At 47.6% G+C, this 22,889-nt stretch carries 25 protein-coding genes; 21 read left to right on the top strand and 4 right to left on the bottom strand.

What is annotated here, in order from left to right; genetic code table 11:
• The first annotated feature begins 47 nt into the window (after nucleotides 1–47).
• From HWY38_RS01950 to HWY38_RS01915, 8 genes are read left to right on the top strand one after another with little or no spacing between them, the layout of a single operon-like run.
• Nucleotides 48–1,178 carry a DegT/DnrJ/EryC1/StrS family aminotransferase gene (locus HWY38_RS01950; protein WP_014305849.1) on the top strand — a complete coding sequence of 377 codons (1,131 nt, stop codon included), beginning with the start codon at nucleotides 48–50 and terminating at the stop codon, nucleotides 1,176–1,178.
• Complete coding sequence (locus tag HWY38_RS01945; protein WP_224181156.1) at nucleotides 1,175–2,104, top strand: NAD-dependent epimerase/dehydratase family protein; 930 nt, start codon at nucleotides 1,175–1,177, stop codon at nucleotides 2,102–2,104. The genes HWY38_RS01950 and HWY38_RS01945 overlap by 4 nt, the downstream gene beginning before the upstream one ends.
• A complete protein-coding gene (locus HWY38_RS01940) occupies nucleotides 2,070–3,335 on the top strand; it encodes an aminotransferase class V-fold PLP-dependent enzyme (RefSeq protein ID WP_224181155.1) in 1,266 nt (421 codons plus the stop codon). Before HWY38_RS01945 ends, HWY38_RS01940 begins: the two co-directional genes overlap by 35 nt.
• Before the next feature lie 11 nt (nucleotides 3,336–3,346).
• Nucleotides 3,347–4,228, top strand: coding sequence for a GNAT family N-acetyltransferase (locus HWY38_RS01935; RefSeq protein ID WP_224181154.1), 882 nt, complete (start codon nucleotides 3,347–3,349; stop codon nucleotides 4,226–4,228).
• Nucleotides 4,201–4,959: a WbqC family protein gene (locus HWY38_RS01930; protein WP_038459888.1), complete on the top strand. Its 759-nt coding sequence runs from the start codon at nucleotides 4,201–4,203 to the stop codon at nucleotides 4,957–4,959. Before HWY38_RS01935 ends, HWY38_RS01930 begins: the two co-directional genes overlap by 28 nt.
• Nucleotides 4,922–5,599: a PIG-L deacetylase family protein gene (locus tag HWY38_RS01925; protein WP_224181411.1), complete on the top strand. Its 678-nt coding sequence runs from the start codon at nucleotides 4,922–4,924 to the stop codon at nucleotides 5,597–5,599. The genes HWY38_RS01930 and HWY38_RS01925 overlap by 38 nt, the downstream gene beginning before the upstream one ends.
• 7 nt (nucleotides 5,600–5,606) lie before the next feature.
• On the top strand, nucleotides 5,607–6,527 hold the full coding sequence (locus tag HWY38_RS01920; RefSeq protein WP_224181153.1) for a sugar phosphate isomerase/epimerase family protein: 921 nt from the start codon (nucleotides 5,607–5,609) through the stop codon (nucleotides 6,525–6,527).
• The gene (locus HWY38_RS01915) at nucleotides 6,502–7,737 is read left to right on the top strand and encodes an MFS transporter (protein ID WP_224181152.1); all 1,236 of its coding nucleotides are present in this window, start codon (nucleotides 6,502–6,504) and stop codon (nucleotides 7,735–7,737) included. Before HWY38_RS01920 ends, HWY38_RS01915 begins: the two co-directional genes overlap by 26 nt.
• Before the next feature lie 43 nt (nucleotides 7,738–7,780).
• On the opposite strand, the gene HWY38_RS01910 is transcribed toward HWY38_RS01915, so the two are convergent.
• Complete coding sequence (locus tag HWY38_RS01910; protein WP_007613857.1) at nucleotides 7,781–8,242, bottom strand: GNAT family N-acetyltransferase; 462 nt, start codon at nucleotides 8,240–8,242, stop codon at nucleotides 7,781–7,783.
• A 132-nt stretch (nucleotides 8,243–8,374) separates the two neighbouring features.
• Between HWY38_RS01910 and HWY38_RS01905 the strand changes: the two genes are divergently transcribed.
• Nucleotides 8,375–10,165 carry a zinc ribbon domain-containing protein gene (locus HWY38_RS01905; RefSeq protein ID WP_224181151.1) on the top strand — a complete coding sequence of 597 codons (1,791 nt, stop codon included), beginning with the start codon at nucleotides 8,375–8,377 and terminating at the stop codon, nucleotides 10,163–10,165.
• Between the two features lie 39 nt (nucleotides 10,166–10,204).
• Here the strand turns inward: HWY38_RS01905 and HWY38_RS01900 are convergent, their stop codons facing one another.
• On the bottom strand, nucleotides 10,205–10,915 hold the full coding sequence (locus HWY38_RS01900) for a zinc ribbon domain-containing protein (protein ID WP_088461684.1): 711 nt from the start codon (nucleotides 10,913–10,915) through the stop codon (nucleotides 10,205–10,207).
• Nucleotides 10,916–11,352: 437 nt separating this feature from the next.
• Here HWY38_RS01900 and HWY38_RS01895 point away from each other — a divergent pair, with 437 nt between their 5' ends.
• The gene (locus HWY38_RS01895) at nucleotides 11,353–11,985 is read left to right on the top strand and encodes an NAAT family transporter (RefSeq protein WP_007409973.1); all 633 of its coding nucleotides are present in this window, start codon (nucleotides 11,353–11,355) and stop codon (nucleotides 11,983–11,985) included.
• 20 nt (nucleotides 11,986–12,005) lie between these two features.
• Here the strand turns inward: HWY38_RS01895 and HWY38_RS01890 are convergent, their stop codons facing one another.
• On the bottom strand, nucleotides 12,006–12,563 hold the full coding sequence (locus HWY38_RS01890) for a GbsR/MarR family transcriptional regulator (protein WP_014418904.1): 558 nt from the start codon (nucleotides 12,561–12,563) through the stop codon (nucleotides 12,006–12,008).
• A 260-nt stretch (nucleotides 12,564–12,823) separates the two neighbouring features.
• Between HWY38_RS01890 and opuCA the strand changes: the two genes are divergently transcribed.
• The 4 genes from opuCA to opuCD are packed head-to-tail and all read left to right on the top strand — an operon-like array spanning nucleotide 12,824 to nucleotide 16,260.
• On the top strand, nucleotides 12,824–13,963 hold the full coding sequence (opuCA, locus tag HWY38_RS01885) for an osmoprotectant ABC transporter ATP-binding protein OpuCA (protein ID WP_003151651.1): 1,140 nt from the start codon (nucleotides 12,824–12,826) through the stop codon (nucleotides 13,961–13,963).
• A gap of 20 nt (nucleotides 13,964–13,983) precedes the next feature.
• Nucleotides 13,984–14,637, top strand: coding sequence for an ABC transporter permease (locus HWY38_RS01880; RefSeq protein ID WP_003151654.1), 654 nt, complete (start codon nucleotides 13,984–13,986; stop codon nucleotides 14,635–14,637).
• Nucleotides 14,638–14,674: 37 nt separating this feature from the next.
• A complete protein-coding gene (opuCC, locus tag HWY38_RS01875) occupies nucleotides 14,675–15,568 on the top strand; it encodes an osmoprotectant ABC transporter substrate-binding lipoprotein OpuCC (RefSeq protein WP_224181410.1) in 894 nt (297 codons plus the stop codon).
• Between the two features lie 17 nt (nucleotides 15,569–15,585).
• Nucleotides 15,586–16,260: a glycine betaine/carnitine/choline/choline sulfate ABC transporter permease OpuCD gene (gene opuCD / locus HWY38_RS01870; protein ID WP_012118473.1), complete on the top strand. Its 675-nt coding sequence runs from the start codon at nucleotides 15,586–15,588 to the stop codon at nucleotides 16,258–16,260.
• Nucleotides 16,261–16,294: 34 nt separating this feature from the next.
• Here opuCD and HWY38_RS01865 read toward each other — a convergent pair whose 3' ends face one another.
• Nucleotides 16,295–16,828, bottom strand: a complete 534-nt coding sequence (locus HWY38_RS01865; RefSeq protein WP_025285285.1) for a GbsR/MarR family transcriptional regulator — start codon at nucleotides 16,826–16,828, stop codon at nucleotides 16,295–16,297.
• A gap of 285 nt (nucleotides 16,829–17,113) precedes the next feature.
• Between HWY38_RS01865 and HWY38_RS01860 the strand changes: the two genes are divergently transcribed.
• The 7 genes from HWY38_RS01860 to HWY38_RS01830 all read left to right on the top strand — a co-directional run bounded on the left by HWY38_RS01860 (nucleotide 17,114) and on the right by HWY38_RS01830 (nucleotide 22,879).
• Complete coding sequence (locus HWY38_RS01860; protein WP_014418902.1) at nucleotides 17,114–18,259, top strand: betaine/proline/choline family ABC transporter ATP-binding protein; 1,146 nt, start codon at nucleotides 17,114–17,116, stop codon at nucleotides 18,257–18,259.
• 16 nt (nucleotides 18,260–18,275) lie between these two features.
• Nucleotides 18,276–18,929 carry an ABC transporter permease gene (locus tag HWY38_RS01855; protein ID WP_224181150.1) on the top strand — a complete coding sequence of 218 codons (654 nt, stop codon included), beginning with the start codon at nucleotides 18,276–18,278 and terminating at the stop codon, nucleotides 18,927–18,929.
• 14 nt (nucleotides 18,930–18,943) lie between these two features.
• A complete protein-coding gene (locus tag HWY38_RS01850; protein WP_374761541.1) occupies nucleotides 18,944–19,861 on the top strand; it encodes an osmoprotectant ABC transporter substrate-binding protein in 918 nt (305 codons plus the stop codon).
• An 18-nt stretch (nucleotides 19,862–19,879) separates the two neighbouring features.
• Nucleotides 19,880–20,557, top strand: coding sequence for an ABC transporter permease (locus HWY38_RS01845; protein ID WP_224181149.1), 678 nt, complete (start codon nucleotides 19,880–19,882; stop codon nucleotides 20,555–20,557).
• Between the two features lie 110 nt (nucleotides 20,558–20,667).
• A complete protein-coding gene (locus tag HWY38_RS01840) occupies nucleotides 20,668–21,381 on the top strand; it encodes a lantibiotic protection ABC transporter ATP-binding protein (protein WP_224181148.1) in 714 nt (237 codons plus the stop codon).
• Entirely contained in the window at nucleotides 21,378–22,112 is a 735-nt protein-coding gene (locus tag HWY38_RS01835) for a lantibiotic immunity ABC transporter MutE/EpiE family permease subunit (RefSeq protein ID WP_224181147.1), read from the top strand. The genes HWY38_RS01840 and HWY38_RS01835 overlap by 4 nt, the downstream gene beginning before the upstream one ends.
• The gene (locus tag HWY38_RS01830) at nucleotides 22,109–22,879 is read left to right on the top strand and encodes a lantibiotic immunity ABC transporter MutG family permease subunit (RefSeq protein WP_224181146.1); all 771 of its coding nucleotides are present in this window, start codon (nucleotides 22,109–22,111) and stop codon (nucleotides 22,877–22,879) included. Before HWY38_RS01835 ends, HWY38_RS01830 begins: the two co-directional genes overlap by 4 nt.
• Nucleotides 22,880–22,889 lie beyond the last annotated feature (10 nt).

Here is a 22,889-nt window from a genome sequence, read left to right as displayed (position 1 = left end):
AGGGAACGGTCATTAGTAATCGATTTATCTCTTTTCACAGACCTGATATGACAAACGAAGAAATCGCAAGCGTAACCGAAACGATTCAGTCGGGCTGGATTTCGAAAGGCCCGAAGGTAATCGATTTTGAAAAAAAGCTGGGAGAATGTATTGGAGCCGAACACGTCATCAGCTGTAATTCAGGAACCGCTGCCTTACATATGGCTTTATTGGCGCTCGGTGTGGGAGAAGGCGATGAAGTCATCGTGCCGAGCTTCACGTTCTGTTCCAGCGTCAATGTCATCCTGCACGCCGGAGCCGTTCCTGTGTTTGCGGATATATGCGAGAAAAGTCTATGTGCCGATCCTGAAGATGTCAGGAAGAAAATAACGCCGCGCACAAAAGCGGTAATTGCGGTTCATTTTGCCGGCTATCCGGCTGATCTGGAAAACTTGCAGTCCATTTGTAAAGAAAACGGATTGTATCTGATTGAAGACGCCGCTCATGCGCTCGGTACAAAATATAACGGAAGCATGATCGGCACTCACGGTGATGCCGTGTGCTTCAGCTTTTATGCCACCAAAAATATTACAACGGGGGAAGGCGGAGCCCTCGTCATGAAAGACGAACAGGCCGCAGAAAGAGCGAGGCTGTACGGCTGGCACGGCATCACAAAAAATGCCTGGAACCGGTACGGTGAAAAAGGCAGCTGGAGATACGACGTGTTACTGCCGGGTTTTAAATATAATATGACGGATATTCAGGCCGCGCTCGGTCTGGTTCAATTGAAGCGCGCAAACGAAATTCAAGAAAAACGGGCACAGATCGCTCAATTTTATGTACGTGAACTGTCGGGCCAATCTGACAAAGCAGCGCTTCCGCTTTCTGACATTCCGAACGGCATAACGCACTCATGGCATTTATTTATTTTGCGGATCCGAGAGAACGGCGGCATGGACAGAGATCTGTTTATTGAGAAAATGAAAGAAAAACAGATCGGGCTGAGCGTGCACTTTATTCCCGTGCATATGCATCCTTACTATCAAAAACATTTTCCGGCCGAGCTTCCGGTTACTGAACGTGTTTTCCGGGAGATCGTGTCACTGCCTCTTTACAGCCAGTTATCAGATGAGGATTGCAGCTATATTGTCAAGTCTATAAAAGAAGTTTTGACTATCAGCCAGGAGGTAGGATCATGAAACATATTGCGATTATCGGAGGAGCCGGTTTTATCGGAAGCGAATTGGCGGCATTATTACAGGCTAAAGGTTATCACACCATTATTGCAGACCAAAAAGAGCCGGCTTTTGACACTGAATACCGCCAAACGGATATCCTTGACCGGACGTCCCTCCGCGAATCACTGCAGGGAGCGGATGCGGTTGTCCATTTGGCGGCAATGGTCGGTGTAGACAGCTGCCGAAGCAATGAAGAAGACGTCATACGGGTTAATTTTGAAGGAACGAAAAATGTCACCGAGGTATGCGGTGAATTGGGAATCAGCACACTTCTTTTCTCATCGAGCTCAGAAGTATTCGGAGATTCACCTGATTTTCCTTATACCGAGACAAGCAGAAAGCTTCCGAAATCGGCTTACGGAAAAGCCAAACTGCAATCAGAGGAATATTTGAGAGAACAGGCTTCCGACGAGCTTCATATTCGGGTCGTCCGGTACTTTAATGTATACGGGCCGAAACAGCGCGAGGATTTTGTCATCAACAAGTTTTTCAGCCTGGCCGAGAATGGCTCTGAGCTGCCTCTTTACGGGGACGGCGGACAAATACGCTGCTTCAGCTACATCAGTGATATCGTCACCGGAACTTATCTCGCGCTCATTCATGAGGGAGCCGTCTTTGAAGACTTTAATATCGGGAACGACCAGCCGATCACGATAAAAGAACTGGCTGAAAAAGTCAATGTGCTTTCAGGCAGAGAGAAGGATAACTATCTGTTTAAAAAGCTGGGCGAAGACGGCGTGAGGGGAAAAGACATCGAGATTTTTAAACGGGCGCCGTCAATCGAGAAGGCGAAACGTTTGCTCGGTTACGCTCCGAAAGTAAGTCTGAATGAAGGCCTGGAGATCATTAAAGATGAGAGACACAAGCACAAACTTTCACTTTCCTAAAAACCCGGAAGTGGTCAAATATCCCGTTTATCCGGGTCAGTTTTCCGTCAGCGGCCGTCTGCGCGCGGTGAAGCACTTGCTTACTGCCGGACAAAGCGGACTGACTGAAAAACTGGAAAAACGTTACGGGAAAGGGATTGTGCTGACCTCCAGCGGCAGTGCGGCACTGGTGCTCGCATTAACTTATTCGGGAGCCGGGCCGGGGAAAGAAGTGATTTTCTCATCCTTCAGCTGCCCGAATGTCATTGATGCCGTGCTGCAATCCGGTGCGGCGCCTGTGTTTGCGAAGCTGGATGAGCAGCTATCCTTATCGTTTGAGGATGTCAAAAAAAAAGTGACAAGGCAGACGTGTGCGGTTATCCTCACGCATGTATACGGCCGGAGAGAAAATACCGCTATCATTGACTGGGCGAAGGAAAACGGAATTGCTGTCATTGATGATGCCGCTCAAGCCATGTTTACAAAACAAGCGGATACATTTGCCGGCGGTTTGGGCGATTTCGGCATTTTAAGCTTCGGCCCCTCAAAGCCGCTTGCGAGTATCGGAGGCGGCGCGTTAATCGCGCCGAAAGAATGGCTTCGGCAAAAAGCAAATCTCCCGATGGAACAGCGCAGCCAAGTGGCAGCTGACTATCGAATTTATATCAGAAATCAAAGAATCCAAGCTGTAATGAAACGGAAACGGCATCATCCTATTTCATATATGTTTAGAAAAGCGGGCGCCATGCCTTCCATGAAAGCCACAAAGCTCGAAGCTCTGCCGGATAAACCGGCTGTTGTACCCGTGCTTCGCATGCATCCGGCAAGGGAAGCCATTATTGATGATCAGCTTTCACGTATGGATCAGCTTGTAACAGCTTCGCTCCGAAACTTAGAGACGGCGGGAGAAATCTTTGCAAAGGCGGGAGAAACAAACGGCATAAGAATGATCCAGCCCCAAGAAGGAGAACATCTGAATTATTTAACGATTGTATTTCCCCGGGATGAAGAGCGGTACGGGTGTTCCGTTTATTTAGCTGAAAGAGGCATCCAAACATGCTGGAACTATCTTCCCCTCGGACGTATTCCGATTTATGAAACATACGCGGGGGAAGGCGGGGAAGACGGGGAAGACCCGCTTTGGAAGAGAGTTCTTTCTCTGCCGTTTAAACCCCCTCTTCAAAAGGAGCAAGTCAGATATATAGCCGAATCCGTTTTATCATATTATGAGCAAAAGAATAAGACTGAATAGTGGTGATAACTATGCAAAAAACAGCAGTATACACGACCCGCCAGGCATGGGATCGGGCCGCTGACATGTATCAGGCGGGATTGTTTCAAAGCTATGATTGGGGAATCCTCATGGAAGAGCTTCCCGGCACGTCATTTCACCCTGTCAGACTGACAACGGACGGAGGACAAGTCATCTATCTTCCGCTTTTTGAACAGAAGGGCGTATTATCCGGCAATATGATCGGATACGGCGGCGTTATTTCAGATCGACCCATCCCATTTGAATGGCTTCAAAGTGAAATCCAGACCATATTCGGCCGGAACATATCCCGGATGCTGCTGCCGTACGGTCAGACTTCTTTTACAGAAGAAATCGGGGAAGGGTGGACGGAAAAGACAACACGGATCCTTACGCTTCCGGACACGTTTGACGAACTTTGGACGGGCATTTCCGGAAAAGCCCGGACAGCAGTCAGATACGCTGAAAAAGAGAATATTGTCACCCGGCTGATCGGGCGAAAAGAACTTGGCGCGTTTTATGACCTCTACAAAGAGCATACGTCGGCAATCGGCGCGGCTTATGTGCTGAGCCAGGGCTTTTTCCAAAAGCTGCTTGACACGTTTGCGGACCGAATGTTTTGGGTCGGAGCATATCAGGATGAGACGCTGATCAGCAGCAGTATTTTTCTCTATGACCGCTCTCATTTCTATTATTGGCAGAATATAAACAGCCTGGCGGGGAAAAAAGCGCAGGCTTCTTACTTATTGATGCGTGACGCCCTGCAATTCGCCATTTGCCGCAAGCTTCAATGGGCTGATTTTGGCTATTCACACAGTAAAGAAATCGCAAGACCGAAACGATATTGGGGAGCTGAAGAAAAACAATGCCGACTTTTTACGAAACCGGAATGAAAACAATAAGCGGCCATCAATCCAGTTATCTGCCGTGGTACGGTTTTTTTGAAAAAATGTATAAGTCGGATCTGTTTGCCATTCATGACACAGCTCAATTTGAGAAAAAAGGATTTCTCAACCGCAACAGAATCAAAACGCCGCAAGGCCCCAGATGGCTGACGGTGCCTTTGCAGATGAAACAATATAAAGACATAGAGCTTCGGCATATGAAAATCGACCAGACACAGGATTGGCGGAAAAAACATTGGATGGCGATTAAAATGAACTATGCGAAAGCTCCATATTTTGAGCGGTACCAGCATTTTTTTCAAGATGTCTATCAGCGGGAGTGGGAATATCTCCATGATTTGAATATGCACATCATTGAATTTTTCCGAGAAGAGCTGCGAATTGAAACGCCGCTCTGTTATGTCTCTGAGCTTGAATGCCGGAAGGAGAAAAAAAGCGATTTTGTTTTAGCGCTTTGTCAGGAGCTGGGAGCGGACCGTTATTATTCAGGCAGTCAGGGTTCCGACTATTTAATAGAAAGCGATTTTGAAAGAAACGGAATTGTCATTGAGTATCAGCAGATCCGACATTTTGGCTATCCTCAATTATTCGGGGAGCATATCCCTCACCTCTCCATGCTTGATATGCTGATGAACTGCGGAGCGGATACAGCCGAAATGTTAGTCAAAGGAGGGCAATATGATGAAAGTAATGGTATTTGCAGCGCATCCCGACGATGAAATTATCGGCGTCGGCGGCACGCTCGCCAAACATGTCCGCCAAGGTGACAGCGTGTCGGCAGTCATTATGGCGGAAGGCAAGTCATCAAGAAAAACGGATTACAAAAAGCCTGAAGATTCCGTTATGGAGCATTCTAATCAAGAAACGGAGCAGGCGCTCAGCACTTTGGGCATCCATGATTTTGTCAGGCTGAACCTTCCTGATAACAGAATGGATTCAATGGATTTGCTGGATGTCGTGAAGGAAGCGGAGAAACAAATCAATCGTTTTCAGCCTGACATTGTGTATACCCAGTACGGCGGTGACATTAATATTGACCACTCCGTCGTATTCAGAGCGGTCATGACGGCAACCCGTCCGCTTCCCGGTCATACGGTAAAACGGGTTTTTGCCTATGAAACATTGTCTTCGACGGAATGGAATTACTGTCAGAAGGATCAGTTTCATGCCAATTTCTTCGTTAATATTGAAAACGAGCTTGAAACGAAATTGAAATCGATGGCGTGTTACGGCTCCGAGCTCAGAGACTTCCCTCATCCCCGCTCTTTGCAGGCGATCGAACATAATGCCCGTGTGTGGGGAGCAAAATCGGGTTTTACAGCTGCGGAAGCGTTTATGCTTGTGAGAGGAACATGGTGACTGTCCTATGATTGCTCAAATTCCGTTTTTCGGACTTGATCCGAAGCAAATCGATGAGAAATGGGTGGAAGCGGGATACGGTCTGGAAGCGAATATTTTTGACGGCCATTCCTTTGGGGAAGCGGATTATCTCAAAACATTCAATCAGACGCTGGAATATGCGAAACAGCTTGATCCTTCATTATTGACGCTGCATTTCCCGACAGATCATGCCGATTATGTGAATGAAGATCACATCAAAAAACAGCTTTATCACTTTGCGGAGCTCGCTGTGAAATACGGCGCCAAAGGCATAACCGTTCATGCGAATCAATTTATGACGGTTGAGGAATTTCAAGTCTATGACCTGGAAGGAAACCGTAAAAAAATCGTTGAGTTTTTCGCGGAGTTTGATGAGCGGCTGAAAGGGACGGACATTTGGATCGGTGTGGAAAACCTTCCGATCATCGGGAATCTGGGAGAGGATTTTGATCCGATTTTCATTTATCCTGAGGATTTTACAGAGCTGGTGCAGCTGGATCTGAAGCATGTCGGTATTACGTGGGATCTGTGCCATTGGGCGATTACCTATCAGACTCACTTGTCTTCCGCCCTTATGTTCAGAAATGATCAGCTGAAATATCCCGATTTCTTTCAGTTTCTTTCGATAAAAGAGAGCATTAAGCATTATCACTTCAGCTCATTTCGCCAGCTTGCGTTCCCGCATGGGGGCGTCCGCTGTTTTGAGGGCCGCCATCCGAGTGAAGGGACGATCGCTGAGGAGCTGCTGAGACGGGCTGCAGATACTTTGCAGGAGCTTTATCGGAATCAAGATACCGGCATTGTATTTGAGGTGATGGAAGAGGATTATACGGAAAGACGGGAATCATGGAGAACGCTGGAATGGTTCGGCGGTGTTTCTGATGACGAGGATCAAAAAAGGGTCTGATATGACATATCGAACACCGAACTATGCAAAGCTTTGGTGTGCACAGGTGTTTTCTTCAGCGGCGGACGGGGTCTGGCTCATTGCTCTGCCGCTGCTAGTGCTGGAATTGACCGGCAGCAAAATTCTTGTCGGCGTTATTTCTTTTATCGAACTCGTGCCGCTGACATTTGGCGTGCTGGCGGGACCGCTGATTGATTTATTCCGAAAAAAGACGATCTTGTATTTGTGCAATACGGGCCGGGCCGTCATCATGATCCTCTTGGCGGTGCTCAGCGCGAACGATTTATTAACCGTGTGGATAGCCGGGGTGTGCGCCTTTTGTCTATCTCTGCAATCGATGCTGTTTGCGCCGGCGAAAGTCGCGATCATTCCGCTGCTCGTCCGCAAACAGCATCTTGATCAGGCGACATCTCTGATCAATACGAGTGACTTGATCGGACTCATCGTCGGAAAATTGATCAGCGGGATCATGATTGCGGCTATTCCGTTCGGGCTGCTGTTTGCCATAAACGGAACTGCTTTTTTTATCTCCGCGGCATTTATCGCGTTCATTCGTATTTCAGAACAGCCCAATGAAAAAAGCAACGGAACTGAAGATGTAAAATCCGGTTACAGAATGCTGAAAGGAAATGCGGCATGGCTGACATCGGTCGGATACTTTTTCGTCGTAAATCTCGTCATTGCCGGCCTTATTTCAGTAATGGGGCCGATTCTTGCTGTGGAGCGTTTCCAGCAGAACTATTCTGTATGGTTTGCCGTCATGTATTCAATGTTTCAGGCGGGGATGCTTTTGGGCAATCTGGCCGTATTTTTCAAATGGAATACAAAACGCTTGAACCGGCTGTACCCGCGGACGTTAACGGCAGCGGGACTGCTCATTATGCTCCTGTTTTTTCCCCTTCATGGGTTTGAGTGCATCATCTTCCTGGTGCTTGGCATTATCATCTCGTATATTGATGTGCAAACGGTGCTGTATTTCCAAAAGACGGTTCCGGCTGCATATTTCGGAAGGGTCTTTGCACTGATTTTTTCCATTGTCAAAATGGGTGAACCGCTGTCGGCCGCTGTCTACACAGGGCTTCTGCTGTTGATGAATGCGGATTATATTTTTGCGGCGGTCGGACTGACCCTTACGATCGTTTTTGCTAATTTTTCAGTCAGACAAGGGAGTCAAAGAAATACAGAGAAACAAGCGGATCAATCCGTCTGAATGGTAAACGAAGGGGCGCCGATGTCAGCCGGCGCCCTTTTTATCATAAATCCAAATAAAGCCGTATCATATCCCGGCATTGAATGCCGTTTTCAAAAATGTCTTCATCATAATGCCTGATAAAAAAATCATGGTCGACAGCCTGAATGCGGAATCCGCATTTTTGATAGAGTGACAGCTGATGAATACTGGAATTTCCGGTGCCGATTTCAATCGTGTCAGCTCCCGATTGTCTCGCTTTTTCAATGGCATCTTGCACCAGCTGTTTTCCGAATCCCCTGTTCTGCAGCGATTCTTTTACCGCGATGTTTACGATTTCTATCGTTTTAGGCCTTGTTTGCAATAAAACGTAAACCCCTGCAAGCTCGTCTGACGTCCAAGCCGTATAGCATTCTCCTCTTACAAGATAATCATCGACAATCTCCCTCGACGGATCGGCCAGCAGCAATAGTTCATACAGCGCTTCATCCGGCTCCGCGGCTTTTCGGATGCTCAGTTTTTGCATGTCCGTTTCTCCTCCTCCGTTATGATCGACAGCTATTTTTTCAAAATAACTCCAAAATCATTCTACTTTATTATAAAATATGAAACATAGGAAAAGTTATACAAGTTTTGCAGATTGAATAGGAGGAAAGTCATGTTTTTTTGTAAGTATTGCGGCCAGCAGAACAACGAAGAGGCGCATTTCTGTAAAGAATGCGGAAAACCGATCGGGAAAGGAAGCCGGCTGGAGCGGCAGGCAGCTGTAAGAGCGGCTGAACCTGCTTCACAAATGAGAAAGCCGATCCCTAAAAAAACGCTCTTTATATGGGGCGGCATTGCCGCAGCGCTGATCTTATTGATTGCCGCATATAAAACCGGAGCCTGGCTGACATCTGAAAAAAGGCTCACAGATCAATTCGAACAGGCGGTTCATGACGGGGACACGAAAAAGCTCGCAGCCCTGCTCACTCCTTCAGACAAAAAACTGAAGCTGAATGAGACCAATGTCAAACCGCTCCTTGCATACGCAAAGAAACATGATGAACTGCTGGCATCGCTTCGCGGCAATTCATCAGAAAAAGATGCGGTATACGTCAAAAAAGAGGGTAAAACCCTTCTTTTGTTTGACCATTACGAATTGAAAGTCGATCCGGTTTATTTCCGCGTCACCAGCAATTATAAAGGCGCCGATCTTTATATCAACAGCGAGAAAACAGGTACGGTCAAAAAAGCCGATGAAACCCAAATCTTCGGTCCGTATGCACCGGGTGTCTACACGGCGGAAGCCAAGCTTAAAAATGAGACGGTTGACGTTGTCAAAAAGCAAGAGGCAGAGGCGGCCGGCAGCCGGAATGTTGAGTTTGACCTGCCGTTAGACGCCGAGGATGTGACATTCACTCCGGCAGACAGCTTCAAAAGCGCGAAAGGCGATCTGCTGATAAACGGCAAGTCCGTCCATAAAGATCCGTTTACATCCGTTACATACGGTCCGCTCTTAACTGACGGTTCCATGACAGCCGCCGTGGAGGCTGATTTTCCTTGGGGGAAAATGAAAACTGCCGATGTTCCGATCAACAGTACTGATGTGGACTTAACGCTTATCCCGGATCAAGATACACAACAAACAATCATGGACACGATTGTCAAAACAACGAAGCAGTATACAAAAGCGATGGCAGACGGAAATACCGATCAGATGACCGAGGCTGGTTCCGCCTGGAAAGAGCAGACGAAAGAAGTGGTATCCGGCATGAAGAGTTCCGGCACCTTTTTGAAGGATCAGTATAAAGAGACAAGCTTTGATCTGGATTCATTTGCGATTTCTCAAGAGAACGGCCGCTGGCAAGTAACTGTTACGGGTAAAGAGCTTCATGAGTCTGCTTATTTCGACGGGAATACGAAGCCTGATATGGAAGAGGCTGAGCCGAGCTTTCATTATGTACTCTCATATGATACAAAACATAAAAAATGGGTTTTCGAAAAAGCTGACCCTGCCTCAGATTCTTCTGGGACAAATGTAAAAAAAATAAAAATCGACCAGCCGAAAACCTATACATCAGCATGGGCATCTTCCAAAGGAAACACAGCTTCAGACAGCGTGACAAACGAGCAAGTCACATCGTTTATGACTGATTACCTGACAAATCAATCAAGCGCCGTCAGCCTTAACAATTTTGCCATCATGGCGGGCAATTTAGAAGAGGGGAGCCCTTTGTATGCAGATCAGCAGAAACTGGTCAAAAAACTGCACAGCGAGGGGACGACCGAAGTATTTAATGAAGTGAATGTCAAAAGCTTTTCACAGAAAGGCTCTCATCTGACGATTCATACGTACGAGGAGTTTTATATTACGAAAGCCGGCGGCAGCCCGAAGCTCAGAACATACAATTGGACGTATGGCGGCGTTGTTAAAGACGGAAGAATTTATTTAACATCCATTCAATAAAAAAACCCCCGCGCCAATCAGGCGGCGGGGTTTCCGTTTTTAAAAGAAGAAATAATTCATGAGTTCTTTTATATAATGCTTGATCGTGAATTGAAACGTTACGCAAATGATCAAATAGATGACGATAACAGAATAAATGATATCCGCCTTAGTAGTGAGCTGATGCTGATAGCTCGCCAGCATGAGCGGAGGCACGGCAAACGCCGCTCCTAAAAGACCGACAGCCAGAATGGTAAAGCAAACGGTTGTATGAAGCAGCATAAAAATGAGAGCAAGAAGCAAAATAGCTGTAAACGGAATCAAAAATGCTCCGAATCTGGACAGAGAATCTTTAAATGACACCTGCGCGCCGCCGGCCTTTAAAGCGATAAAAATCAAGAGATACAGGCAAAAAACGCATAATGCAAAGGTAAGCGCCGGTTTGATCACAACCGCGATAAAACTGACGTCACGAAAGCCGTCTGATAAGAGAATATAAAACATAATCGGCGTCACCAGGCAGAAAAGCACCATGTTGATGATGCTGCTGACAAGCTGTTCGCCGCCTGTCGTTTTACATGTTTGGTACGGTCTCTTTAACACATCAAGCACGAATAAGGCAAATTGCTTTGAAGCCTGCTTAGCCGCGGCGCCGGCCTGAGCGGCCTGGCCTTGCGTTTGGCCTGCGCCTCCCTGCCCGGACTGGGGCGCCCCGCACTTTTCACAAAACTTTCCGCCATCAGTTTGATGGCCGCATTGAGAACAATACATTCTAAAACTCCTTTTACAAGTAATATAGGGATTTTGTTCAATATTTACATTATAAAAGAAAATAGGGCGGATGTAACGGAGTTTTCTAAAGATATACAAATCACTTTTTCTATGAATTGATAATAGAGAAAAAGTACCCGTTATGGTAGAATTTTAATGAAGCTGATGGATATCATGTCTCTCGGCGCATTGATTCAGAGTAAAAAAGGAAATTAACGCATGCTAAAAAAATTGAAAATGCTTTATCGGCTGTTGAAATTCGGAAAAGGCTTATGGAGATAGCAAACAGAAAAAACCGTCCTTACAAGGACGGTTTTTTCTGTTTCCGGATCGTCCGGCTGAGGTTATAAAAAGCAGACCCCGGGGTAAAAACCATGCATAAGAAACAGCGGAGAACAAAACATAACTCAATAACGGCAAGTCATAAGGAGGTACGCATGTTTTCATTCATCATTCATGTCTTCATTTCACTGTTTGCAGTCTCCAATCCCATCGGAAACGTGCCGATTTTTCTTTCACTGACGGAAGGGTACTCGGAGAAAGAACGGACAGCGATCGCGCGCAAGGCTTCCGTGCTGTCGTTTATCATCTTGGCGGCTTTTTTAATCTTCGGCCATCTGATCTTTAAACTGTTTGACATTAACATTCATGCCTTACGTATCGCGGGCGGCATTTTTATTTTCGGCATCGCTTATAATCTTCTGAATGCGAAGAAATCTCATGTACAGTCCCTTCATCATGAAGAGAAAGGGGAAAGCAAGGAGAAAGCCGATATATCTGTGACGCCTTTGTCGATTCCGATTATCGCCGGACCCGGTACGATCGCGACGGTGATGAGTCTGTCGGCCGGCCATGGCGGCATCTTCCATTACATCAGCGTGCTTATCGGCATTGCGGCCGTCATCGCGATGACGTTCATCTTCTTTCACTATTCATCTTTCATCAGCAATAAGCTCGGGAAAACCGAAATGAACGTCATTACCCGACTGATGGGGCTGATTTTGGCGGTGGTGGCGATCGGCATGATCGGCGCCGGTCTGAAAGGCATGTTCCCGATATTGGTTTCCTGACTTAAAAAAGCAGCGCCCGGTTATCTTCGGGTGCTGCTTTTTTCTATTTTCGGCACATGCTGAAACACTTCTTCACTCTCAAAAAATTCTATCAAACGGCTCAGCCAGTCATAATAATGGAGCCAATCCGTCAGTTCATCCAAAAGCTGACGGGCTTTTTCTTCAATATCGGGACTGAGATTTTCCGATTCCAGAAGCTCAGTCAGCTCGCGGTTCAGCTTTTTATAGAGCATTTTATTTTTGCTGACCGCCTTTGTCCAATTTGCCGTAAACAGGGAGATAAACGTCTGGTAATAATCACGCTCCACGTCGTAAAGGTCTTTCCGAACGCCTTTTTCAAACACTTTTTCAGCCAGATTGGCATCGGTCATTTCGCGGACCACCTGGCTCATCCTCGTTTTGCTCATCCCGGTTGCCTCTGACAGCTCATTTAACGTCATCGGCTTGCGGTTCATATAAATAATACCGAGCACACGTCCCAGTGTGGCCGGCATTCCGAATGTATGCATATTCTCGGCGATTCTCTCAATGAGATGCTCTTCAGCATGCCCGATGATATCAAGAGCGTTTTTTTCCACGGCTGATCATCCCTTCACTGGCTTTTCATGCTGACAATATATCATATTTTTTACAGTTGATGAAAAAGATGATGCGGCAGGATATGCGAGCTATCGGGAGCGATTGTAAGAACATCCGCATTGTCAGCGGGATAACATGAAAAAACACGTATATTGTATATAATTTCAACACATTGTAAACTTTTTATTTTACAAATTTCATCTTATAATAAAGATTATACTTTTCAGAAAAATAACGGAACCCTTCGGAGGTGCACGGATTGCTGAGATTAGAAAATGTATCGAAAGTCTATAAAGGCGGAAAAAAAGCTGTCAACAGCATTGATTTAAATATCGAAAAAGGCGAGTTTATTTGTTTTATCGGGCCGAGCGGCTGCGGAAAAACGACGACGATGAAAATGATTAACAGACTGATTGAGCCGTCATCCGGAAAGATTTTTATCGATGGCGAAAACATTATGGAGCAGGACCCGGTGGAGCTGAGACGGAAAATCGGCTACGTCATTCAGCAGATCGGACTTTTCCCTCATATGACCATTCAGCAGAACATTTCTCTCGTGCCGAAGCTGCTGAAATGGCCGGAACAAAAGCGGAAGGAACGGGCGCGGGAGCTTTTGAAGCTCGTCGATATGGGCCCGGAATATTTAGACCGCTATCCTCACGAGCTGAGCGGCGGACAGCAGCAGAGAATCGGCGTGCTGCGCGCCCTTGCAGCGGAACCGCCTCTTATTCTTATGGATGAACCGTTCGGAGCGCTTGATCCGATTACGCGGGATTCCCTTCAAGAAGAATTCAAAAAACTGCAGAGAACATTGAATAAAACGATTGTGTTTGTAACCCACGATATGGATGAAGCTATTAAGCTGGCTGACCGGATCGTCATTTTAAAAGCGGGAGAGATCGTTCAGGCCGGCACTCCTGATGACATTCTCCGGAATCCAGCTAATGAGTTTGTCGAAGAATTTATCGGCAAAGAACGGTTATTGCAATCAAGACCGGATATTGAACGCGTCGAGCAGATGATGAACAAAAAGCCTGTCACCGTTACGGCGGACAAAACGCTTTCGCAGGCGATACAGGTGATGCGGGAACACCGTGTCGATTCCCTGCTTGTCGTTGATGACCTGAATGTGCTGCAAGGATATGTCGATGTCGAAATCATTGATCAGAACCGGAAAAAAGCGAGCCTCGTCGGCGACGTGCTCCGCTCTGATCTGTATACGGTCGAGCAGGGGACACTGCTGCGCGATACCGTACGCAAAATTTTAAAGCGCGGAATGAAATATGTACCCGTCGTTGATGAACAAAGGCATTTAGTCGGAATTGTCACGAGAGCGAGCCTTGTCGACATCGTTTACGATTCAATCTGGGGCGAGGAAGACCAGCTGGTGACAGGCTGACAAGGGGAGGAACGCTTACAATGAATGAAATGATCAAGTTTTTGCAGACGAACGGCGGAGAACTGTTATATAAAACGTGGGAGCATTTATACATTTCGATCATCGCCGTCATATTAGGCATTGTCGTCGCCGTTCCGCTCGGAGTGGCGCTGACGAGAATGAAAAAGGGCGCAGGCGCCGTCATCGGCGCCGTCAACATTGTGCAGACCTTGCCGAGTCTCGCGATACTGGCGTTTTTTATCCCGCTGTTAGGCGTGGGAAAGGTGCCCGCGATCGTCGCGCTGTTTTTCTATTCAGTGCTGCCGATTCTCCGGAACACGTATACCGGCATTCAAGGCGTAAACAAAAATCTGCTGGAATCGGGAAAAGGCATCGGGATGACGGTCTGGGAGCAGATCAGGCTTGTGGAACTGCCGCTTGCGGTTCCGGTGATCATGGCGGGCATCCGCACATCCACCATTTATCTGATCGGCTGGGCGACGCTTGCTTCCTTTATCGGGGGCGGCGGGCTCGGAGACTATATTTTTATCGGCCTGAATCTCTATCAGCCTGAATATATTATCGGCGGCGCCGTGCCGGTCACCATTTTAGCCATTATCATTGATTATCTGCTGGCGGCGACGGAACGGAAGGTGACGCCGAAAGGGCTGAAAGGGCTGAAGGAAGTATCATAAGGAGTTGGCTGTTTTGAAAAAAAACCAAAAGAGATGGATGTGCGCACTGGCGCTGTCAGCTGCTCTGCTTCTAGGCGGCTGTTCCCTTCCCGGCCTGAGCGGGGCTTCCGATGATACGATCAAAATCGGGGCGCAAAGCATGACGGAATCAGAAATTATCGCCAATATGATCGCACAGATGATTGAGCACAATACAGACTTGAATACGGCATTAATTAAAAACCTCGGATCGAACTATGTCCAGCAGCAGGCGATGCTCGGCGGTGAAATCGATATCGCCGCGACGCGCTACTCGGGAACGGATTTAACGAGCACCCTCGGCATGGAAGCGGAAAAAGACCCGAAAAAAGCATTATCCATCGTCCAGAAGGAATTTGAGAAACGCTTCCATTACAAATGGTTTGATTCTTACGGATTTGAGAACACATACGCTTTTACCGTCACGAAAGAACTTGCGGAAAAAGACCATTTAGACAAAGTGTCCGATATTAAGAAGTATGCGGATCAATTTAAGCTCGGTGTAGACAATGCGTGGCTGAAAAGAAAAGGCGACGGCTATAAAGGCTTTACCGACACGTACGGCTTTGAATTCGGCACAACCTATCCGATGCAGATCGGACTTGTATACGATGCCGTGAAAAACGGGAAAATGGATGCCGTCCTCGCCTATTCAACGGACGGACGGATTAAAGCGTACGATCTGAAAATTTTAAAAGACGACAAGCAGTTTTTCCCGCCGTATGACTGTTCGCCGGTCATTCCCGACAGCGTGCTGAAGCAGCATCCTGAACTGAAGGGCATTGTGAATAAACTGATCGGCAAAATCGATACGGAGACGATGCAGGAATTGAACTACGAGGTGGACGGCAAGCTGAAAGAACCGTCCGTCGTCGCTAAAGAATTTTTGGAGAAACATCATTATTTTGAATAAGAAATGAGGTGGGGCAAATGGAAGTGCTGCAGCAGCTCGGCACTTATTATTCTCAAAACGGCGCCTATGTGCTTCAGGAGTTTTACCGCCATTTTCTCATGTCGGTATACGGCGTTTTATTTGCGGCGATCGTCGGGGTTCCGCTCGGCATCTTCATTGCCAGGCACAGAACATTAAGCGGCTGGGTATTCGCGGTGACAAACGTGATTCAGACCGTGCCGGCGCTTGCGATGCTTGCGGTGCTGATGCTCGTCATGGGGCTCGGCGCCAATACGGTGATATTGTCGCTGTTTTTATATTCGCTTCTTCCGATCATCCGGAATACGTACACGGGAATCGCCAGCATTGAACACGCTTATCTTGAATCGGGAAAAGCGATGGGCATGACCAAATTTCAGGTGCTCCGCATGGTGGAGCTGCCGCTTGCGCTTTCCGTCATCATGGCGGGCCTGCGGACGGCGCTCGTCATCGCGATCGGCATTACGGCAATCGGTACGTTTGTCGGCGCGGGCGGACTCGGTGACATCATTGTCAGGGGTTCAAACGCCACGAACGGAACCGCGATTATTTTGGCCGGCGCCATTCCGACAGCGCTGATGGCCGTTATCGCAGATCTTGTGATGGCGTGGCTGGAGCGGGCGCTGAGTCCGGTGAGAAAGAAAAAACGAACCAAAGCGCCGAATGCGGCATGAAAAAAAACGCCTTGCGGGTCAGGGCGTTTTTTTCTTATGGCTTCGGAACATGCTTGAAAATTTCTTCGCTTTCAAAAAAATCGATCAGACGGCTGATCCAGTTGTAGTAATCAAGCCAATCCTTTAATTCTTTCAGCAGTTCGTTGATTTTTTCCTCAGCTTCTTCCGGTACTCCGTTTTCAAGGACGGCTGTCAGTTCGCGGTTCAGCTTTTTATGCATCATTTTATTTTTGCTGACGACCTTGCTCCATGTGGCCGTAAACAGCGTAATAAAGGTTTGGTAATAATCCTGCTCGACGTCGTATAAATCTTTGCGGACGCCTTTTTCAAACACTTTTTCCGCCAGATTGACGTCAAGCATTTCACGGACCGCCTGACTCATTCTCGTCTTGCTCATGCCGGTCGCTTCTGATAATTCAGTTAAGGTCATCGGCTTGCGGTTCATATAAATAATGCCTAAAATGCGCCCCACCGTCGCGGGCATTCCGAATGTATGCATATTTTCAGCGATTCGTTCTATCAAATGATCTTCAGCTTGTTCGATTACGTGTAACGGATCTTTCTCCAACAGTTTCAATCCTTTCAGTCAGCAATCCCGATGTCAATATACCACATTTTTAAACCGGCGGAAATGCTCTTCCGAGAGAATTTGGCAGTAATCCGGAGCAATAAGAAGAACTTTGCCGGTCAATACGGGTTAATCAGTGCTTACACAACCTTTATATATAATATGGACAAATTGTAAACTTTTTAATTTACAAAGTTTAATTTATAATGGGAAACGTTCAATTGTCTGAAAAGTTAAATTTGAATTTAACGAATTGAATAAACTTAATTATGGAGGTGTGAGTGTTTGCTGACATTAGAAAATGTCTCGAAAATGTATAAAGGCGGGAAAAAAGCCGTCAACAGCATCAACCTGAATATCGCCAAAGGTGAATTTATTTGTTTTATCGGACCGAGCGGCTGCGGCAAAACGACGACGATGAAAATGATCAACCGCTTAATTGAACCGACAGAAGGCAGAATCCTGATAGAGGGCCGAAACATTATGGAACAAGACCCGGTGGAACTCAGAAGAAGCATCGGCTATGTCATCCAGCAGATCGGGCTGTTTCCGCATATGACCATTCAGCAGAACATTACCCTCGTTCCGAAGCTTTTAAAGCATCCTGCCGAAAAACGGAAGGAACGGGCGCGGGAGCTTTTAAAGCTCGTTGATATGGGACCTGAATATTTAGACCGTTACCCTCATGAACTGAGCGGAGGACAGCAGCAGCGAATAGGTGTATTACGGGCACTTGCCGCAGAGCCGCCGCTCATCTTAATGGATGAACCGTTCGGGGCGCTTGACCCGATTACGAGAGATTCCCTTCAGGAAGAATTTAAAAAACTGCAAAAAACCTTACATAAAACCATCGTATTTGTTACCCATGATATGGACGAAGCCATCAAGCTTGCGGACAGAATCGTCATTCTGAAAGCGGGAGAAATCGTCCAGGCCGGAACGCCTGATGAGATTCTCAGATTTCCGGCGAATGAATTTGTTGAGGAGTTTATCGGCAAGGAACGGCTGATCCAATCATCCAGCCCTGATATTGAACGGGTGGAGCAGATCATGAATCCCGATCCTGTGACGGTAACACCTGAGAAAACACTGTCAGCCGCCATTCAGCTGATGCGTGCCGAGCGGGTGGATTCGCTGCTCGTCATTGATGAAAAGAACGTTCTCCAAGGTTATGTCGATGTGGAGATGATTGACCGCAAACGAAGACAGGCGGTAACCGTCGCGGAAGTACTTGAACGGGATCTGTACACGGTCAGAAGCGGCACTCTGCTTCGCGACGCCGTCCATAAAATTTTAAAAAGAGGCATGAAATTTGTGCCGGTCCTTGATGAAGCCGGCCGTTTAACGGGAATCGTGACAAGGGCAAGCCTCGTTGACATCGTCTATGACTCCATCTGGGGAGAAGAGAATCAGCTCGCGGTGATGTCATGAGGAGGCTTCAATTGATATGAATCAGACCGTGCAATTTTTACAGGCAAATGGAGGAGAGATGCTTTATAAAACATGGGAGCATCTGTACATCTCATTAATCGCCGTCATGGCGGGCATTCTCGCCGCCGTTCCGCTCGGCGTCCTGCTGACGAGGATGAAAAGAGGAGCCGGCGCCTTCATCGGCATCGTCAACATCATTCAAACCTTGCCGAGTCTTGCCATTCTTGCGTTTTTTATTCCGCTTTTAGGCGTAGGAAAGGTCCCGGCCGTTGCGGCGCTGTTTTTCTATTCCATGCTGCCGATTCTCAGAAACACGTATACGGGGATTCTCGGCGTCAATCGGCATCTTCTGGAATCGGGAAAAGGAATCGGCATGACGGCATGGGAGCAGATCAGGCTTGTAGAGCTCCCGCTTGCCGCTCCGGTCATCATGGCGGGCATCCGGACGTCTTCGATTTATTTAATCGGCTGGGCGACGCTCGCTTCCTTTATCGGCGGAGGCGGGCTGGGAGATTACATTTTTATCGGCTTGAACCTTTATCAGCCGGAGTATATTATCGCAGGCGCTGTTCCGGTCACAATGCTGGCGGCCGCTGTCGATTATATGCTGGGGATGACAGAACGGAAAGTCACGCCTGACGGGCTGAAGAGCATAAAGGATGCTTCATAAGGAGGAGGTCTCTCATGGGGAATAGATGCAAAAAACGGCTGCTCGCAATCGCCTGTATCGGCATGCTGCTCCTTGGCGGATGCTCGCTCCCGGGGTTGAGCACCGCATCGGAGGATACCATTAAAATCGGCGCGCAAAGCATGACCGAATCAGAAATCATCGCGAGCATGCTCGGGCAGATGATCGAACATCACAGCGGGTTAAAAACATCCGTTATTAAAAATCTCGGCTCCAATGCCGTACAGCAGCAATCCTTGATCAACGGTGATATTGATATCGCCGCTACACGCTATACAGGTGACGCGCTGACCGGGACGCTTCGCATGGAGCCGGAAAAAGACCCGGAAAAAGCGCTGCGGCTCGTTCAGCGTGAATTTCAAAACAGATATGACATGAAATGGTTTGATTCTTACGGCTTTGATAATACATACGTCTTTACCGTTTCCGGACAGCTTGCCCGCAAGTACCATTTAGAATCGGTATCCGATGTCAAAAAAGAAGCGTCTCATCTGAAATTCGGCGTAGACAACTACTGGATGAAGCTGAGAGGCAACGGATATCAGGATTTTATGAAAACGTACGGAATGTCATTTGAAGGCACGTATCCGATGCAGATCGGCCTCGTTTACGACGCGCTGAAAAGCAGGAAGATGGATATCGCGCTCGCTTATTCCACCGACGGAAGAATCATCGCTTACGGACTGAAAACGCTGAAGGATGATAAGCGGTTCTTTCCTCCGTATGACTGTTCACCCGTCGTTCCGGATCATGTATTAAAAGAGCATCCCGAACTGGAGGGCGTGATCAATAAAATGATCGGCGCGATTGATACAAAGATGATGCAGAAAATGAATTACGAAGTTGACGGCCGATTAAAAGAGCCGTCAGTCGTGGCTAAGGAATATTTAGAAAAACATCATTACTTTGAATAACGGAAAGGAGATGTGCGGATGGACACGATGAAGGAGCTGTTTGCGTATTACGCTCAAAATGGCAGCTATGTTCTGTATGAGTGCTGGCGGCACTTTCTCATGTCGGCGTACGGCGTCGTTTTCGCCGCCGTTTTCGCCATTCCGGCCGGAATTGTGACAGCAAGGCACGGGCGTCTCGCCGGCTGGGTGTTTGCTGTGGCGAACGTGATTCAAACCGTTCCGGCGCTTGCGATGCTCGCCGTCCTGATGCTCGTCATGGGACTCGGCGCCAATACGGTCATCACGGCTTTGTTTTTGTATTCCCTGCTGCCGATTCTCAGAAATACGCACACGGGCATTATCAATATCGAGCACGCTTATCTCGAGTCGGGAAAAGCGATGGGTATGACGAAATACCAAATCCTTCGTATGGTGGAGCTGCCGCTTGCGCTTTCCGTCATTATGGCGGGTCTTCGAACGGCGCTCGTCATTGCCATCGGCATCACGGCGATCGGCACCTTCGTCGGGGCGGGCGGCCTCGGCGATATGATCGTCAGAGGGTCGAACGCGACAAACGGAACCGCCATTATTCTGGCGGGCGCCATCCCGACCGCGCTGATGGCGGTAGCCGCAGACCTGCTGATGGCGTGGCTGGAACGAGCCCTCAGCCCTGTGAAAAAACAAAAAAGAAAGCTGATCGTACGCTCAGCCTCATGAAAAAAAGCATTCTTCCGCGTGAAGGATGCTTTTTTTGATTTCTTGATTAAATTTTGATAACTGCGCTGTAAAGTCTTACATATCAAATAACAAAGCAGAGGGGTAATCAAATGAGCAACATCTTAGAAACGAGACAGCTGCAAAAATCATTCGGCAGACAACAGGCAGTGGCTGATGTGTCTCTATCAGTAAAGCGCAACAGTATATACGGCCTGCTCGGTCCGAATGGCGCGGGAAAATCAACGACACTTAAAATATTGACCGGCATGCTGCAGCAAACATCCGGCGAGGTTCTGTTCGACGGACATACATGGAAGCGCGAAGATTTGAAAAGCATCGGTTCCCTGATTGAAGCGCCGCCGCTTTACAGCAACCTGACAGCCGCTGAAAATCTGAAAGTCCGCTGCGTTATGCTCGGACTGCCTGATTCAAGGATTGCGGAAGTGCTGGAAATCACGGGATTAACGGGAACCGGAAAAAAGCGTGCCGGACAATTTTCCATGGGGATGAAACAGCGTCTCGGCATTGCGTTAGCATTATTAAACCGTCCGTCGCTTTTAATTCTTGATGAGCCGACAAACGGATTGGACCCGATGGGAATTCAGGATTTGCGGGAATTTATCCGCTCCCTGCCCGGACAGGGAATAACGGTTATTTTATCAAGCCACCTGTTATCAGAAGTCGAGCAGATCGCAGACCATATCGGAATCATCAGTGACGGCGTTTTAGGATATCAGGGAGAAATCAGCCGGGAAGACGATCTGGAGCGGCTGTTTCTGGAGGTTGTCAAATCAACACGGGAGAAAGTGGGGACTGGGAAATGATTCAGTACATGCAGGCGGAACATCTTACATCTAAAAGAACATTTATCAGAAAGCTGATCATTCTGATTCCGCTTCTGAACACGGCTTTTTCTTTTCTGCTGAATACGGCTTATTTTATGACGGGCACGTTCAATTGGTGGGCGGTTATTTTCATGCCGCTCATGATTGCTCTATTGTGCGGTTTATCTGTTAAAAAAGAGAAAAAATCTGCGAATGACCGTGCGGTGTACTCACTGCCGGCTGACTTGAAGAGCATATGGTTCTCGAAAATAAGCTTGATCGCGCTGTATTCACTCCTGTCGCAAATCGTCTTTTTCATCATCATGTTTTTGCTTGGCCTTGTATTTCCGGGAATTGCTGCGCTGCAGCTGAAAGGCGTTGAAGCAGGCTCCCTTTTATGGCTAACGACGCTTTGGGAAATTCCGTTCTGCTTATGGATTGCCAGACAGTTTGGGTTTACGGCAGTCATCCTCATGAATATGATGGCCGCCTTTGTTTTTGGTATTGTGCCGGCGTCCGGTTCATTGTGGTGGCTGAGCCCATGGAGCTGGTCAGTCCGGGTGATGTCACCGATTCTCGGGATCCATCCGAACGGAATTCCGCTTCCCGCAAACAGCGGCTTATTAAACGGAAACGTAATCATTCCGGCTATTATTCTTTCTATTCTTTCTTTTATCGCAATAAGTTTTGTTTCCGCCGTGTCTTTTTCAAAAGGGGGAAACCGGTCATGACCGTGCTTTTACGATATATGTGGGCCGATGTATTAAAAATGAAGCGCACGCCGCTCATATGGATGCATGTTGCGGCGCCGGTTTTATGCGCGGGATTTTTCCTTTTGTATATGTATGGAAGGGTTCATGAGCCTTATATGCTGTACAGTGTGTTTTTCAGCGCGATTGCCGTTTTATACCCTTTAATCATCAGTATTGTCTGCGGCATGTCTGCCTCCGTCGAGGAACAGGCGGGCCATTTTCAGATGATGCTGGCGGTTCCGTATTCTAAAATCGTCAGTTTTGCGGGCAAGCTGCTTCTATTGCTGCTCTTGAATGTGTTATCGATAGTTCTCGCCATCTGTCTTTATTTGGCGGGGATGAAATTTGTTCTTCACATCAATGACCTCCCGTATCTTCTCTTTTTAAAAGGAGGGGCGTGGCTGATTGCCGGCAGTATTCCGCTTTATATGATGTCTTTTTTTGTCGGCATAAAGTACGGCATGGGACCGTCCGGGCTTTTAGGAGGTGCGGGATTATTAATGGCGGCGCTCATGAATACGGGACTTGGCGATATCATATGGCGTTTTGTTCCGTGGGCGTGGAGCGTGCGGCTTTCAGGCCTTGCAGGACTGCTGCATTTTGACAAAGTCAAAAAAGAGTTCCTCCCTTATGTAAGATACGATATGAGATTCGGAGAAATAATGTTATATTTTTCTATAGTGATATTATGTCTGGCCGGCCTCTATTGGTGCAGAAGGTGGGAAGGGCGGCGTTCATATGAATAAAGGCAAGGAG

It is taken from the genome of Bacillus sp. KS1, assembly GCF_020075515.1.
Lineage (GTDB): Bacteria > Bacillota > Bacilli > Bacillales > Bacillaceae > Bacillus > Bacillus velezensis.
This window is presented reverse-complemented; position numbering and strand designations above follow the sequence as displayed.